The sequence below is a fragment of the Rhodococcus sp. 06-1460-1B genome, assembly GCF_002258475.1.
GTDB classification, from domain to species: Bacteria; Actinomycetota; Actinomycetes; order Mycobacteriales; family Mycobacteriaceae; genus Rhodococcoides; species Rhodococcoides fascians.
In genome coordinates this window covers 1-15,129 of the sequence record NZ_NOYS01000025.1, presented here as the reverse complement: position 1 = coordinate 15,129, position 15,129 = coordinate 1, and the positions used below count along the sequence as shown (strand labels likewise).

The following is a 15,129-nucleotide window of genomic DNA, read 5'->3' as shown; positions in this document are numbered from 1 at the left end:
GGTCTCGGGGTGGGGTCTAGGGGGCAGGGCTGACGGACCGCAGTAGATAGCGGTCGGGGTCGATCAGAGCGGGATGTTCTTGTGATTTCCGCGAGCCGCAGGTGCCGCGGCGAGAGCCTTGGCAACCGTGCTTCGGGTCTTGCTGGGCTCGATGACCTCGTCGACCACGCCGATGGCCACTGCGCGATCGACACCGCCTGCGATGCTCTCGTGCTCGACGGTGAGGCGGTCGTGCAGTGCCTCACGCTCTTCTTCCGGTGCGGCGGCGAGCGCCTTCTTGTGCAGGATGCCGACAGCCGCCTTCGCGCCCATCACGGCCACCTCGGAGCCAGGCCAGGCATAGACCGCGGTGGCACCAAGCGCGCGGGCGTTCATGGCGATGTACGCGCCGCCATAGATCTTGCGAGTGACCAGCGTGACGCGGGGGACGGTGGCCTCGGCGAACGCGTGCAGCAACTTCGCTCCGCGGCGAACGACGCCTTCCCATTCCATGCTGACGCCCGGCAGGTAGCCCGGAACATCGACGACCACAATGAGTGGTATACCGAAGGCGTCGCACAGGCGAACGAAACGCGCTGCCTTCTCGGCACTTTCGGAGTTCAGGCAACCTCCGAGTCGGATGGGGTTGTTGGCGATCACGCCGACGGTGCGGCCACTGATGCGGCCGAGACCGATGACGATGCTGCGAGCCCAGCCGCCCTGGAACTCCTCGAACGTCGATTCGCCTTCGACGTTGTCGAGCAGTTCGTGAATGATCGGGTGCACGTCGTAGGCACGACGGTTGGATTCGGGCATCAGTGCGCGTAGATCGGTGTCGCCGTGTTCTGCGGCGGCGATGTCGAACACGCCCTGCTCGCAGAACATCGACACCAGACGGCGGGCGCGGGTGAACGCGTCCATCTCGCTGTCGGCGACGATGTGGCAGACCCCGGACTTCTTGTGGTGCGTGTCGGGGCCGCCGAGCGACTCCATATCGACCTGTTCGCCGGTGACGCTGCGAACGACGTCGGGTCCGGTGACGAATACGCGTCCCTCGGGAGCCATGATGACGACGTCGGTCAAGGCGGGACCGTACGCTGCACCACCGGCTGCGAAACCGAGGACGACGGAAATCTGTGGGACGAGGCCGGACGCTCGAACCATGGCCTCGAAGACGAGTCCGACGGCATGGAGAGCCTCGACGCCCTCGGCGAGGCGAGCACCACCCGAGTGCCAGACGCCGACGATCGGGGCGCGCTGTTCGATGGCGGTGTCGATCGCGGCAACGATGTGCTTGCAGCCGTCCACTCCCATGGCGCCGCCCATGACGGTGGCGTCGGAGCAGTAGGCGATGGTATGGACGCCGTCGATTTCGCCCGATGCGGCCAGAATTCCCGACTTGTCCCGATCATGCAGGGGGACAGTGGTTCCGGCGTCGAAGAGCTTTTCGAGGCGGGTGAGGGGGTCGCGCGGATCGGTGGAGGTGCCGGATCGTGTGACAGGGGCCAGAATGGTCATCGCGTTGTCCTTCTTCAGGGCCCCTGGCGGGGGCGAGGCCCGAGCCGGGGCCGTCTGTCGAAAGAACGGCCCCAGCTCGGATCATGCACTGCGAGAGCGGGATTCGCTGAGTCGAGAAGTCGACTCAGTGGATCACGCCTTACCGAAGGCGAGCGCTACGTTGTGCCCACCGAATCCGAACGAGTTGTTGATCGCGTAGTCGATCTGTCCGACGCGGGGCTCGCCCTTGACGACATCGAGATCGATTTCGGGATCCTGGTTCTCCAAATTCAGTGTGGGAGGGATGATTCCCTCTCGCACTGCCAGCACCGTCAGTACCGACTCGAGGGCGCCGACAGCGCCGATCGAGTGGCCCAGAGCGGATTTCGGTGCGTACACCGCTGCGTGATTTCCGACTGCCTTGTTGATCGCCAGCGCTTCGGCGGTGTCTCCGATGGGAGTTGCCGTTGCGTGGGCGTTCACGTGGGTGATGTCGGACTTCTGCAGGCCTGCGGTCTCGATGGCGCGCTGCATCGCACGCGCGGCACCCTTGCCCTCGGGGTCGGGGGCCACGAGGTGGAACCCGTCCGAGGTGATTCCGGCACCGAGCAGGCGGGCGTGGATCGTTGCCCCGCGTGCCTTGGCGTGCTCCTCGGTCTCGATGACCATGAGCGCACCCGCTTCACCGAAGACGAAGCCGTCACGATCCTTGTCGAACGGACGTGACGCACCCTTCGGGTTGTCGTTGTTGGTGCTCATCGCCCGCATCATGGAGAAGCTGGCGATCGGAACCGCGTCGATGTATCCCTCGACGCCGCCGGTGACGACCATGTCCGCGTCGCCCATCACGATCATCCGCCATGCATGCGCAATGGCTTCCGATCCCGAGGAGCAGGCGGAGACGGGCGTGATGACGCCGGCTTGTGCTTTGAGCTCGAGCCCGACGACCGCTGCTGGGCCGTTCGGCATGACCATCTGAACGGCGAGCGGGGACACCTTGCGGTAGCCGCCGGCCTTCATTTTGTCGTTGGCGTCGATGAGAGAATCGCCGCCACCGAGTCCGGTACCGATCGACACGCCGAGGCGGAGGGGATCGACGTCGGGCGAGCCGGCGTTCTTCCAGACCTCACGACCGAGCACCGTGGACAACTGCTCCACGTAGCTCAGGCGACGGATCTCGACCCGCGAGAGCAGACTCTGCGGGTTCACCGCGAGGTGTCCGCCGATCCGCACGGGCAGGTCGTACTCGGTGACGAAATCGTCTTCCAGAGTGCCGATTCCGCTTTCGCCGTTCAGCAGACCCTTCCACGTGGCATCGACGTCACCCGCGAGTGACGTGGTCGCAGCAAGGCTGGTGACGACGACACTGGGGAAGCGTCCGTTGGCGGTGGATGGGTTGGTCATGGGTCGTGTCACTCGCTCGCGGAGTCGTCGAGCTTGGCCTTGATAGCTTCTGCGGCTTCGGGGTTCTCCGCTTCGAGCTTCTGGATGTAGTTGACGGCGTCGCCGACGGTGCGCAGACCTGCGAGGTCTTCGTCGGGGATCTTCACGCCGTACTTGTCCTCGGTCTGCACTGCGATCTCGACCATGGAGAGCGAGTCGATATCGAGGTCGTCCACGAAGGACTTCTCGATGGTCACCTCGGACGGTTCGATGCCCGTGACCTCCTCGATGATCTCTGCAAGTCCGGCGATGAGGTCTTCCTGGCTGGCCACTGTTGTGGCTCCCTTCTCTTCTGTGTCGAACGCCGAAGTCATGTGCTTCGAGACGCGGTTGTGCATTTCCGCCACTCGGGGAGTGGAAGTCGATCCGCAGTACCGAGACTGCGGTGTGAAGGTGACCGAGCTATCCGAGCTCGGCCAATGCGGCGATGTCCGCCGGTGTCTTCAGGCCGAGGTTGGGCACGCCGCGCAGTTCACGCTTGGCGATACCGACCAGTGCGCCTGCCGGGGGCAGCTCCGCAAGTCCGGTGACCTGCGCGGTACGCAGGTACGCGCTGCACAGGTCCCACCGCACGGGGCGTGTGACCTGGGCGGCAAGTTTGGTGAGCGCATCGGCACCCGATGCGACCGGCTGACCGTCCGAGTTGGACAGCAAGGTGTGCGTCGGCTCGGACGGAGTGATGGCGGCTGCGGCCGCGGCGACGGTGTCGCCTGCCGATGCCATGTACTTGGTGTGGAAAGCACCCGCGACCGGAAGTGCTCGGACCCGCGCCTTCTCGGGTGCGCTCTCGGCCAGTTCCGCCAACTTGGTCAGCAGACCTGCAGCAACGATCTGACCGGCAGCGTTGACGTTGGCCGGGGCGAGATCGAGTTCTTCCAGCCGGGCCAGAACTGCAGCTTCGTCGCCGCCGAGCACGGCGGACATGCCGGTCGGTTCGAGGGCGCAGGCCTTGGCCATCGCAGCGCCGCGCACCGCCGCCAGAGATACCGCGTCGTCGGAGGAGATCACGCCGGCAATGGCAGCAGCCGCCAGCTCGCCGACCGAGTGGCCGGCCACGATGGCGTCGTCGGGGAACAGTCCACGCGAGGCGATTTCCTCGAAGGCCAGTAGGGCCGACGCCACGACCAGTGGCTGAGTCACCGCAGTGTCGGTGATTTCTTCAGCGGTGGCGGTGGTGCCGAGTCGCACGAGATCCAGGCCGGAGGCCTTGGACCACAGCGCCAACCGATCGGCCGCGCCCGGGATTTCGAGCCAAGGCAGCAGCATGCCGGGAGTCTGGGAGCCCTGACCGGGCGCAAGCAACGCAATCACAGGGTTAAGAGAACACTGTCGGGCCCCTCATCAGTGATGTCGCGCTCGATGAACTCTCGACAAGCAATTTGTGGGAACCCTACAAATTGCCTCGTGGAGACCCGCTATCGCCGGAAGGCGGTTCGGCGTTACGTAACCACTTCGCCAAATGTGACCTGTGTGACATATGGGGCTGGATATGTCGGTTCGTGATGCGTTCGAGCCAACCTACCTACCGTTGCCGCGACCCGAAGGACGTACGCATCGCGTGGGTGAGTGGGATCACGTCCGGTCACCTCGGCGATGCGCTTGAGCCGATACCGGACGGTATTTGGATGAACAAACAGCTGCCGAGCGCAGGTTTCTACGGCACCGCCGCAGTCGAGATACGCATCGAGTGTGTCGGCCAAACCCGAACCTGCCGCGGCCAACGGCACGACGACATGATCGTTGAGAGCCGAGATAGCTGCCCCGTCGTTCAGCAACGCTCGTTCGGGCAGCAACTCGCCGGCGTGAACCGGCCGCGGTGCGCCCCGCCAGCCCGCCACGGCCTGCATGCCGGCAAAGGCCTCCACCGCGCTCGAGTGCGCTGCGCCCAAGGTGCGGGTGGTGGGACCGATGACGACAGGGCCGTCGGAGAAGTTCTGCAACATGTCGTCGATGAACGCGTGATGCGCCGCGGTGTCGTCGAGCTGGCCACTGACCACCATCACCAATCGGGTCCCCTGAACCACCGCCAACGCAGCTCGACCGTGCTTCTGAGCGACGGAGTGCACGGTGCCCACCACGGACACGCCGCGGTCTTCCGGGGGAGTCCCCACCAATACGGTCGCGGGCGCAGTGGCGTCCCAGTTCAACGTGGCAGCACGGGAGAGCATGTCCGATCCGGTATCGCCCCGGACGACGGCGTCGACGACGAGGGCTTCGAGGCGGGTGTCCCACGCCCCTCGTGACTCGGCTGCACTGGCGTACACGGACGCCGCTGCGAACCCCAGCTCGCGGCCGTACCGCAGCACGGCCTCGGTCAGCGCGACCAACTGCTGGTCGTTGCGCGCGAGCGCGGGGAGCCACTGCTCGAAGAACTCCATCGCCACCCGGACCATGTCGACGGTCTGACGCAGCGTGAGGCGTCGGGCAAGGTCTTGTGGGATCACCTGGAAGGCGTCGAGGCTGAATCGAATGTCGCTGTTCGGATTCTTGAGCCATTCGAGAAAGTTGTCGACGGCCGTCTGGATCAGCAGCTGGACGCTGGCCCGCTGGGCGGCGTCGAGGTCGCCGAAGAACGGCAACTGGCCCTGCATCGTGGTCACTGCCTCGGTCGAGAGGCGGCCGGAGAACTGTTTGACGCGTCGCAACAGGGCGTCGGGCAAAGGGTCGCGCTTCTGGCGCGAAGGGGCCAACGAGTTGACCGGAAGGTGGACCTCGTTGTCGGTCGTGAGCGAATCACGGGTGGGGGAGTCACGGGCCGGGGAGTCACGAGCCAACGACTCACGCAACGCTTCACGGTAAGCGTCGCGCCGGGAGACATCACGCGCGGACGAACTGTCCGGTGAATCGGGTTTCGCATCGGACATAAGGAGAACCTACGCTCGACCCCCGCCCACCTCGCGCTGGACTCTCGTCGCGAGGTGGAACGGGGGTCGGCCGATCACGGCGAAGACCTACGCCGAGCCGGTATCGGCGTACGACGTCGGAGCTGCGGTGACGTCGTCGATCTTGTACTTCTCGGCAGCCTCGACGGCCTTGGACTTGTCGATCTCGCCCGATGCCGCGAGAGCGGACAGTGTGGCGACGACGATGGACTCGGCATCGACGTTGAATACCCGTCGTGCAGCCGGGCGGGTGTCGGAGAAGCCGAAGCCGTCGGTTCCGAGGGTGACGTAATCGCCCGGAACCCACTGGCGGATCTGATCCGGCACGGCGCGCATCCAGTCGGAGGACGCGATGACCGGGCCGTTGGCATCGGCCAGGGCCGAGGTGACGAACGGAACGCGCTTGTCGGCACCCGGGTTACGCAGCGACTCCTTCTCGGCTTCGACGCCATCGCGGCGCAGTTCGCCCCACGAGGTGACGGACCACACGGCTGAACGAACGCCCCACTCCTCGAACAGCAACTCACGTGCCTTGCGGGCCGAGACGATGCCGACGCCGGACGCGAGCAGCTGTGCCTCGGGTCCGTCGCCCTCCTGGGGTTCTGCGAACCGGTAGATGCCCTTGAGCAGCCCCTCGACGTCGAGGTTCTCGGGCTCGGCCGGCTGTACGTACGGCTCGTTGTACAGGGTGATGTAGTAGAAGATGTTCTCCCCGCCGAAGCCCTCGACACCTTCGGTGCCGCCGTACATCCGTCGCAGACCGTCCTTGACGATGTGCGCGATCTCGTACGAGAACGCCGGGTCGTACGCCACCGCTGCCGGGTTGGTCGACGCCAGAAGTAGCGAGTGACCGTCGGCGTGCTGGAGACCCTCACCGGTCAGCGTGGTGCGTCCTGCCGTGGCACCGAGCACGAACCCGCGGGCCATCTGGTCTGCTGCAGCCCAGAGACCGTCGCCGGTGCGCTGGAAGCCGAACATCGAGTAGAAGATGTACAGCGGGATCATGACCTCGCCGTGCGTCGCGTACGAGGTACCGACCGCGGTGAACGACGACGTGGAGCCTGCCTCGTTGATGCCCTCGTGCAGGATCTGACCGACCGAGCTCTCCTTGTAGGCGAGCATCAGTTCCGAGTCGACCGAGGTGTACAGCTGGCCGTTGCGGTTGTAGATCTTCAGCGACGGGAACCACGAGTCCATACCGAACGTGCGGGCCTCGTCGGGAATGATCGGCACGATTCGGTGGCCGATCTCCTTGTCTCGCAACAGCTCCTTCATGACGCGCACGAGCGCCATGGTGGTGGCGACTTCCTGCTTGCCCGAGCCCTTGCGGAGCGTCTTGTAGGTGTCGTCGCCGGGCTGCGGCAGTGGCTTGACGTCCACGCGGCGCTCGGGGACGAATCCGCCGAGCTTGCTGCGACGATCGAGCATGTACTGGATCTCGGGAGCGTCCGCACCGGGGTGGTAGTACGGCGGCATGTACGGATCCTTCTCGAGCTCCTCGTCCGAGATCGGGATGTGCTGGAGATCGCGGAACGTCTTGAGATCGTCGAGCGTCAGCTTCTTCATCTGGTGCGTGGCATTACGGCCCTCGAAGTGCTTGCCCAGGGTGTAGCCCTTGATGGTGTGCGCCAGGATGACCGTCGGCTGGCCCTTGTGCGACATCGCAGCCGCGTAGGCAGCGTGCACCTTGCGGTAGTCGTGGCCGCCGCGCTTGAGGTTCCAGATCTCGTCGTCCGAGAGATCCTTGACGAGCTCCTTCGTTCGCGGGTCGCGGCCGAAGAAGTGATCGCGGACGTAGCTGCCGTCGTTGGCCTTGTAGGTCTGGAAGTCGCCGTCGGGCGTGGTGTTCATGAGGTTCACCAGTGCGCCGTCGCGGTCCTTGTGCAGCAGCGAGTCCCACTCGCGGCCCCAGACGACCTTGATGACGTTCCAGCCGGCACCGCGGAAGAACGACTCCAGTTCCTGGATGATCTTGCCGTTACCGCGCACCGGGCCGTCGAGACGCTGCAGGTTGCAGTTGACGACGAACGTGAGGTTGTCGAGGCCTTCGGTCGCAGCCACATGTGCGAGTCCACGCGATTCCGGCTCGTCCATCTCGCCGTCGCCGAGGTACGCCCAGACGTGCTGATCGGAGGTGTCCTTGATGCCGCGGTCGTTCAGGTAGTGGTTGAAGCGCGCCTGGTAGATGGCGTTCATCGGGCCGAGGCCCATCGACACCGTCGGGAACTCCCAGAAGTCCTGCATCAAACGCGGGTGCGGGTAGGACGGCAGTCCGCCGCCCTCGTTCACATGGCTCGCTTCCTGACGGAAGCCGTCCATGCGCTCGGCCGGAATGCGGCCTTCGAGGAAGGCGCGGGCGTAGATGCCGGGGGAGGCGTGGCCCTGGATGAAGATGTGGTCGCCGCCGCCCGGGTGATCCTTGCCGCGGAAGAAGTGGTTGAAGCCGACCTCGTACAGCGCAGCCGACGACGCGTAGGTCGAGATGTGGCCACCGACGCCGACGCCCGGACGCTGTGCGCGGTGCACCATGATCGCGGCGTTCCAGCGGATCCAGGCTCGGTAGCGGCGTTCCATCGACTCGTCGCCGGGGAACCACGGCTCGTTTTCGGTGGGAATCGTGTTGACGTAGTCCGTCGATGTCAGCGACGGGAGCGCGACGCGGCGCTCACCGGCGCGCTCGAGCAACCTGAGCATCAGGTAGCGAGCGCGGTTGGGTCCGGACCTCTCCAGCAAGCCGTCGAACGACTCGATCCATTCGTTGGTCTCGTCGTTGTCGATATCGGGCAGGTACGACGCGACACCCTCACGGATGACGCGGACCCGGCCGTCCGAGCCCTTCTTGCCTGCAGACGATGTGTTCTGCCGTTCGCCGCTGTTCACTTCGGACAACGTGTGCACTCCTCAATGTGGCGGACGCTCGGTGTGGCGCCCGGTCCGGTAGCTCGCCCCTGTGACGGCGATCTACATTCCTCGTTCTCGTGATTCCTCCCCAATCCTGCCGCATCTCGTCGGTTCTGGTAGTACAGAGGTCCGATACCCACCAGTAGAAATTTATGTACGCAATTTCGGCGCGGTCAGCTTGCGCGAACGGCTTCGACCCTGTTCGCTTTGTCTACTGCACCCACAATTCAAGGAGGTCACCACCGTGGTCGCCGCGGCGGACGCTCAGAACTACGCTCAGAAACTTGGCATCACTCGCGACATGGTCGTTCAAGAGCTGGGCTGGGACGAGGACACCGACGATGATCTGCGCGCCGACGTAGAAGATGCGATCGGTGGCGAGACCCTCGACGAGGATTCCGACGAGGTGATCGATGTCGTACTGCTGTGGTGGCGCGACGGAGACGGTGACCTGGTCGATGCACTCATGGATGCCATCGGTCCGCTCTCGGACGATGGAATCGTGTGGGTCCTCAGCCCCAAGACCGGCATGTCCGGTCATGTGGAGCCCAGCGAGATTGCCGAGTCCGCTCCGACAGCCGGATTGACGCAGACCTCTGCGGCCAATCTCGGCGACTGGATCGGAAGTCGATTGGTTCAGCCCAAGACCCCTACCACCAAGCGGTAGGCCCATGCTCGACACAGGAAGACGGTTCTAGATGCCGATCGAGGTTGGCGCAGTTGCGCCCGACTTCACCCTCAAAGACCAGAACAACCAATTGGTCACGTTGTCGTCGTACCGGGACGTGAAGAACGTTCTGCTCGTGTTCTATCCACTGGCCTTTACCGGAACGTGCCAGGGCGAGCTGTGCCGAGTGCGCGACGAGCTACCGACATTCGAGAACGACGACACCGCGATCCTGGCGATCTCGGTGGGTCCGCCTCCGACCCACAAGATCTGGGCAGCAGAGCAGGGTTACACCTTTCCGCTGCTGTCCGACTTCTGGCCACACGGTGAAGTGGCTCAGGCGTACGGCGTGTTCAACGACAGCGCAGGATTCGCCAATCGGGGAACCTTCGTGGTCGACAAGTCCGGAATCATCAGATTCGCCGAAATGAACGGCCCCGGGGAAGCCCGAGACAGTTCATCGTGGGCCGAGGCACTCGCTCAGGTGAGCTGACCTGCGGAATTGTAGTTAGACAGCAGACACGATAAATTTCTCCAAGCGTTCCGGTGGCCCGGGGTAGTCCCCAGGCCACCGGCACACGGGCGTATAGCTCAGCGGTAGAGCTCTGGTTTTACACACCAGCGGTCGGGGGTTCGAACCCCTCTGCGCCCACCAGAGAAGCGACGATCGAACCCTTGACCACCGACGTCATTTTGAATTCGAGGTCATCCTCGCCCCGTTCGGCCGTGCGGTTCGTATCCGTCGGTGCGGTTCTGAGCCCTTCGATGAAATCCCTTGGCCTCTGTCTCCCTCCGGACAACCTCGAACTCGTCGACACTCGAGGGTAATCCGCTCGAACCATGGCCGGTTTTAGTCACGCCGGGCTTGGCCGGACGCGGCCTGTACGCGGCACCGAATAAAAAAGCATGCAGCTACGATCTCAGATTTATGTCGACGGCTGATTGATCGAAGACCGCGCGGTGGCCTTTGTTCTGGTCGAATTGCTTCGAGCGAATCGCCTGCTAATCCTTAAAGATATCTCGCGGCACCAAGCCGTCCATGGCCATCGCTGCCCATTTCAGGCGCTCATCTTCACCGTCACGTAGTCATGCCGGGTGGGTGCGCTCGACCGGGCGAACAGGCACTTATTCATCGTCGAGCCCTGGTCCGCTAAGCCCTGCCCGCGTAGGCGGATCCGGTGTCGCCGCGCGCCGCGCGTTGCGCGAGTCCGAACGGCTGTTGTCACGAGCGAGCTGTGGGAAAGTGGGCAGCGGGTCGTGTTCGCGCCCAAGTCGTGCGGACGTCTGAATTCGGCTGCAATAGGGCTGGCTGATCCGGGCTGAGCTGTGACTATCCCTTAGGTAACCGTAAGATCGGTTTCCTAGAGGGGGAGGCACCGGGTGGATTTAAGAGGATTAGAAGCATTCGTCGCAGTGGCTGAGTTGTCTTCTGTGACGGAGGCGGCACGAAAGCTGGGCTACGCGCAATCCACGGTGACGACGCAGATCAAGAACCTCGAGAAAGACCTGCGGGTGACTTTGCTCAACCGTGGGTCGACGGGAATGAAGCTCTCATCTGAAGGCTCACTCTTCCTGCCGCATGCAAGGGCGGTCCTCGCGGCCATCTCCGAAGCGCGTCAATCGGTACGAGGCGACGAACTACGTGGGCCGATGGTGTTGGGGGCGATGGAGTCGATTACGTCATCGAGAATCCTTCCCATGTTCGAGTATCTGTCGAACATGCATCCGGGCCTGACTGTTCAGCTGCGGCCCAGCCTCTGCGCGGAGGCAATAGAGGCCGTCGGACGGGGCGACCTTGATGCTGCGTTTGTAGTCGACGACAGAACCACGCTGCCTGGCGTCAGAACCGAGGTTCTGTGCGAAGAACCGCTGGCTTTGGTGTGTGGCCCGCGCCACGAATATGCGCATCAGGCGGCCGTCACTCTGGATGAGATCCGCGCGACCCGCGTGGTCGGTACCGAACCAGGATGTGCGTACCGGGATAGGTTTGAGGCGCTGCTCAGTCGCCCGGATGGTGAGCCATTCCCGATCGTCGAGCTCGGTGGGGTGGAGGCGATCAGACGAGCGCTGCTAACGATCGACGCGGTAGCCCTGCTGCCCCGCGTGACCGTGAAGGATGCGCTGGATGCAGAAGAACTCATTGAGGTGGCATGGGAGGTGCCATTTACGGTGCGGACGCTGTTGCTTCATCCAGAAAGTCGGCGGGTCACTCGTAAGGTTGCTGAACTTCTGGTGGCTGCACGCAAGGTGGCCGGAGAGCAGACTACGTCCGCACCGTAAATCGAAACGCGCAGGAGACCCGACGGGCTAGCGCTGAGTCCGCGCTGGACCGATCACAGGAGTCGACGATCCTGTTCAGCACGGTAGCGAGAATTCCAAAAAGACCGGCGCACATAGGTTCTCTGCAACCACCGATCCGAGCCGTCGTGCCGAGCAACGAAGCTGCTCCGGGCATGCAGGCCCTTGCGGTTGTTGATGATCAGTGCCTGGCCGGGACGCAAGGCGACCTCATGGGCGACCTCCTGACATGCGACCTGAAAGGCGTCGAGCGCCAGCTCGCCGGCGCGGGTCAGGGCGACGATTCCGTTTGCCGACGTCGCCACTTCCGGGAATTCATCGGGGCCGGTGATGATTGGGGTCACATCTGACAAGACCTGATCCTGCCCGACCGCGCGGCAATAACTGCCAGGCGCGTTCAACTGAAACTGCGCCTGTCGGAGTTGCTCGGTGTGGCTGGGGCTAAGTCGGGAAACCACATCGCGCGCATCCGCATAGTAAGTCAGGGCTTTCCCTTCAGGGTCCGATCTGACGCACAGGAGAATCAAAAAGTCGGGGTTTGCGAGCGTGTAATGGCCGATCGGGTCGTGAATGATGTCGTTGTGGAAGTTCAAGAACACGGTCGAACCCATATTGGTCTGTGTGTTGGCTCCACTTTGCACAGGGATGACGTCGTGGACGAGCTGCCCGTCCTTCTCCGAATGCACGCCGTATGGCTCACCAACCAACGCTGAAAGGCCGAGAACAGTCCCCTCCGAAACGTACGTGGCTTTGTTGTTTGCCGGGCCACCGTCAGGCGGTGTATCCGGCAAAACCGGATCGGTAGGGAGTCCAGTGAGGAGAGTAACGCCGGGCGTATCAGGGTGTCTGCCCGCGTCGAGGATCTGTTGGAGATCTTCTGTGTCGAGAATGGACGCGAAAGCTTGCAGTAGTTGAGTTGTCGACAGATCGGGATTGTCGGAGGGATTCTCCATCTCGATCAACTTGTCTCGGAGCCCTGATGTTACCGATGCAGGTAAGTCGATCCGGCCGAGTGTCTTGCGTGCCGCAATCACGGTGGTCATTTGCGATCTCTTTCAGTCCAGGGTGTTGGTTGAGTCAGGTGGTGGTGAAGGTTTCTGATTGGCGGTGTAGTTCGCGCCCAAGGTCGATTGCGGCGTTGGTGTTCTCCACGATGTAGTCGGACGCATGGCGACATCGGACCACCGACACTAGGCGTGCCCCCGTGATTTCGGCCGGCACCTCACGTCTCGCCATCAGAGCCTCGATGTCGGTGTAGCCACCCGTCACGACTACAACATTCTTGTAGTCACCGTCCTCGACTCGGATACACGATAGGCCGCGGTCCAGTAAGTACTTGAGGGTCAGATCAGCGTCCTCGGGTGTGGCCGCGCCGAGGACAACGGACTTCGTATCGATGATGACGGCAGTTCGCATGTGACTGACTTCGCCCGTCACCGTGGTGCCAATGTGATAGTCGCCATGGTTGACGCGGCATTTGATGGTGATCCCATGAGCCCGCGCAACATCAAGGGCTCGGCGGTCCAGAACCTTCGCACCGCGCGACGCCATGGTCCGCGCCACGTCGTAACTTAGTTCGGGCAAAAGGTGGACGTCGGACACCAAACGGGGATCAGCTGTGTAGACGCCGTCGACGTCAGAATAAATTTCGACGGTGTCTGCATCGATCGCGCTCGCAATGATCAGTGCAGACAGATCACCACTGTTTTTCCCCATCCATGTGAATCGACCCGATGAGTCTGCGCCGTGGCCGCTTGCTACACACAGAATGTCCGCGTCCTCTAGGGCCTGCCAGAGCAGTGCGGTGTCAACAGACTGAATTCGCGACCACAGGGGCGTACGGTCGGTGACAATTCCGTTCTGATGACTGTTCAGTGCATCAGCTCTTGTCCCACTAGCTTCTACTGCAGCCGCGAGAAGCACCGCAGACTCCGTGTCCGGCAAACTGAACAAGGTCGCCGCATACTTCGCACCCGCGTTTGGGTTTACCTGGTGTATCCGGCCACGGGCGGCTTCCGTGGCTCCGGGCGGTGCTGATACAACAGCAATGATTGGCATGGAATGTTCGCGATGCACTCCGATCAGGTACTCGGCGATTCGCTTGTAGTCACTGTGGCCGTTCAGAAAGGTCGATCCTCCGAACTTGACCACAAGGGGTGTCAAGCGGCTCATGCAACCGCTCCTATATTGACACGTTCCGCGATCTGAATCGCGTTGAGGGCTGCGCCAATCCGAACGTTGTCCGCTACGAGCCAGAGCCACAACGCATGCGGGTTGCCAGGGACGGCCCGGATGCGGCCGACGTGAACACGGTCATGGTCGCTAATCGTTGCGGGACTAGGGAACTCCGTGGCGTTCGGATAGACAGTCACCTCGACCGCAGTCGAGAGCGCCTGCACCACTTCGCCTACGTCGACTCGATCTTCAAATTCGATGTAGACCGATTCTGAGTGGCAGTTGAAGACAGGGACGCGCACGCACGTCGCGGTGACAGCGATGTCAGGGTTGTTCAGGATCTTTATCGATTCCTGGGTCATTTTCTGCTCTTCGAGCGAAAACCCAGTGTCCAACGGGACGTCGATCATCGGAAGTACATCGAAAGCTAACATTCGTCCAAACCGGTCGGACTCTCGACGGTCAACAGCGTTCTCGGCTATGACGGCACGGGACGAATTGCGGAGTTCGTCCAGACCGCGGAGTCCTTGACCGGATGCTGCCTGAAAGGTGGTGACGATGACTGTCCGTGGCGACCAGGACTGCAGGGAATGCAGAACTCGCACCAGTGGGATTGTCGAGCAGTTCGGATTGCCGATTATTCCCGAGGTCGGCCGCACCTCGGCGAGACCACCGTTCACCTGGGGAACGATAAGGGGACTGTCAGGATCCATCCGGAATGCATTCGTGTTGTCGATGACAAGTGCGCCGGCCGACGCAGCTTCACGCGCCCACTTCTGACTGACTGATGTCCCAGCCGAAAAGAACGCGATGTCAGTGTCGGAGAAGTCAAATGTGCTGAGTGCCTGCACTTCCAATTCACCGCCCGCGAAGGGCACCGTGCTTCCCGCAGATCGGTCCGAGGCTACCGCGTCAATATGGCTGTGCTGGAATTTACGGTCGTGGATGAGCTCTAGAATTGTCGTTCCGACAGCGCCAGTGGCACCGACGACCGCGATTCTTGGGGCGTCGGCGATCATCGTGTTGCCGCCGGCGCTTCGAGGGGAGCCGCGGCGGCATCCGCTTTGGCCTCAGAAGTGGCCTTGCGACGTCCACCCACGTTGAAGCTCACGGCGAGACTAGCTGTTCTTCCCGGGGACGTTGTGGACGGTCAGTCGCTCGATGGGTGACTTGCCGCCGATGCCGGTATGGGGTCGGTGGTGATTGTAGTGATGGATCCAGTCTTGGTAGGTCGCCGCTCTGGCTTCGTCGGAGAGGTAGGTGTTCGCGTAGGCCCATTCCTGGTTG

General features: G+C 62.9%; 13 protein-coding genes and 1 tRNA gene. 4 read left to right on the top strand and 10 right to left on the bottom strand.

Annotated features, from left to right (window positions below; translation table 11 throughout):
• Window positions 1–63: 63 nt before the first annotated feature.
• The 6 genes from CH268_RS13245 to aceE form a co-directional block, all read right to left on the bottom strand.
• Window positions 64–1,497, bottom strand: a complete 1,434-nt coding sequence (locus CH268_RS13245; RefSeq protein ID WP_032368156.1) for an acyl-CoA carboxylase subunit beta — start codon at window positions 1,495–1,497, stop codon at window positions 64–66.
• Window positions 1,498–1,629: 132 nt separating this feature from the next.
• Window positions 1,630–2,880 (bottom strand): KasA/KasB family beta-ketoacyl-ACP synthase, encoded by a 1,251-nt coding sequence (locus CH268_RS13240; protein WP_027497449.1) that lies wholly within the window; start codon window positions 2,878–2,880, stop codon window positions 1,630–1,632.
• A gap of 8 nt (window positions 2,881–2,888) precedes the next feature.
• Window positions 2,889–3,233 (bottom strand): meromycolate extension acyl carrier protein AcpM, encoded by a 345-nt coding sequence (gene acpM / locus CH268_RS13235; RefSeq protein ID WP_045841363.1) that lies wholly within the window; start codon window positions 3,231–3,233, stop codon window positions 2,889–2,891.
• An 88-nt stretch (window positions 3,234–3,321) separates the two neighbouring features.
• Entirely contained in the window at window positions 3,322–4,230 is a 909-nt protein-coding gene (locus tag CH268_RS13230; protein WP_032370259.1) for an ACP S-malonyltransferase, read from the bottom strand.
• A gap of 128 nt (window positions 4,231–4,358) precedes the next feature.
• Window positions 4,359–5,783, bottom strand: coding sequence for a PucR family transcriptional regulator (locus tag CH268_RS13225; protein ID WP_228139233.1), 1,425 nt, complete (start codon window positions 5,781–5,783; stop codon window positions 4,359–4,361).
• Window positions 5,784–5,870: 87 nt separating this feature from the next.
• Entirely contained in the window at window positions 5,871–8,690 is a 2,820-nt protein-coding gene (aceE, locus tag CH268_RS13220) for a pyruvate dehydrogenase (acetyl-transferring), homodimeric type (protein ID WP_027497445.1), read from the bottom strand.
• Window positions 8,691–8,946: 256 nt separating this feature from the next.
• Between aceE and CH268_RS13215 the strand changes: the two genes are divergently transcribed.
• The 4 genes from CH268_RS13215 (at window position 8,947) to CH268_RS13200 (ending at window position 11,649) form a co-directional block, all read left to right on the top strand.
• The gene (locus CH268_RS13215; RefSeq protein WP_032390975.1) at window positions 8,947–9,369 is read left to right on the top strand and encodes a DUF3052 domain-containing protein; all 423 of its coding nucleotides are present in this window, start codon (window positions 8,947–8,949) and stop codon (window positions 9,367–9,369) included.
• A gap of 31 nt (window positions 9,370–9,400) precedes the next feature.
• Window positions 9,401–9,862 carry a peroxiredoxin gene (locus CH268_RS13210; RefSeq protein ID WP_027497443.1) on the top strand — a complete coding sequence of 154 codons (462 nt, stop codon included), beginning with the start codon at window positions 9,401–9,403 and terminating at the stop codon, window positions 9,860–9,862.
• 87 nt (window positions 9,863–9,949) lie between these two features.
• Window positions 9,950–10,024, top strand: a tRNA-Val gene (locus CH268_RS13205).
• Window positions 10,025–10,749: 725 nt separating this feature from the next.
• Window positions 10,750–11,649 (top strand): LysR family transcriptional regulator, encoded by a 900-nt coding sequence (locus tag CH268_RS13200; RefSeq protein ID WP_094664571.1) that lies wholly within the window; start codon window positions 10,750–10,752, stop codon window positions 11,647–11,649.
• A gap of 53 nt (window positions 11,650–11,702) precedes the next feature.
• On the opposite strand, the gene CH268_RS13195 is transcribed toward CH268_RS13200, so the two are convergent.
• The 4 genes from CH268_RS13195 to CH268_RS13180 all read right to left on the bottom strand — a co-directional run.
• Window positions 11,703–12,710 (bottom strand): TauD/TfdA family dioxygenase, encoded by a 1,008-nt coding sequence (locus CH268_RS13195; RefSeq protein ID WP_094664569.1) that lies wholly within the window; start codon window positions 12,708–12,710, stop codon window positions 11,703–11,705.
• A 34-nt stretch (window positions 12,711–12,744) separates the two neighbouring features.
• Entirely contained in the window at window positions 12,745–13,839 is a 1,095-nt protein-coding gene (locus CH268_RS13190) for an amino acid kinase family protein (protein ID WP_094664567.1), read from the bottom strand.
• The gene (locus CH268_RS13185; protein WP_094664565.1) at window positions 13,836–14,861 is read right to left on the bottom strand and encodes an aspartate-semialdehyde dehydrogenase; all 1,026 of its coding nucleotides are present in this window, start codon (window positions 14,859–14,861) and stop codon (window positions 13,836–13,838) included. The genes CH268_RS13190 and CH268_RS13185 overlap by 4 nt, the downstream gene beginning before the upstream one ends.
• A gap of 99 nt (window positions 14,862–14,960) precedes the next feature.
• The coding region (locus CH268_RS13180; RefSeq protein ID WP_141215147.1) for an integrase core domain-containing protein at window positions 14,961–15,129 on the bottom strand (169 nt) is incomplete at its 5' end.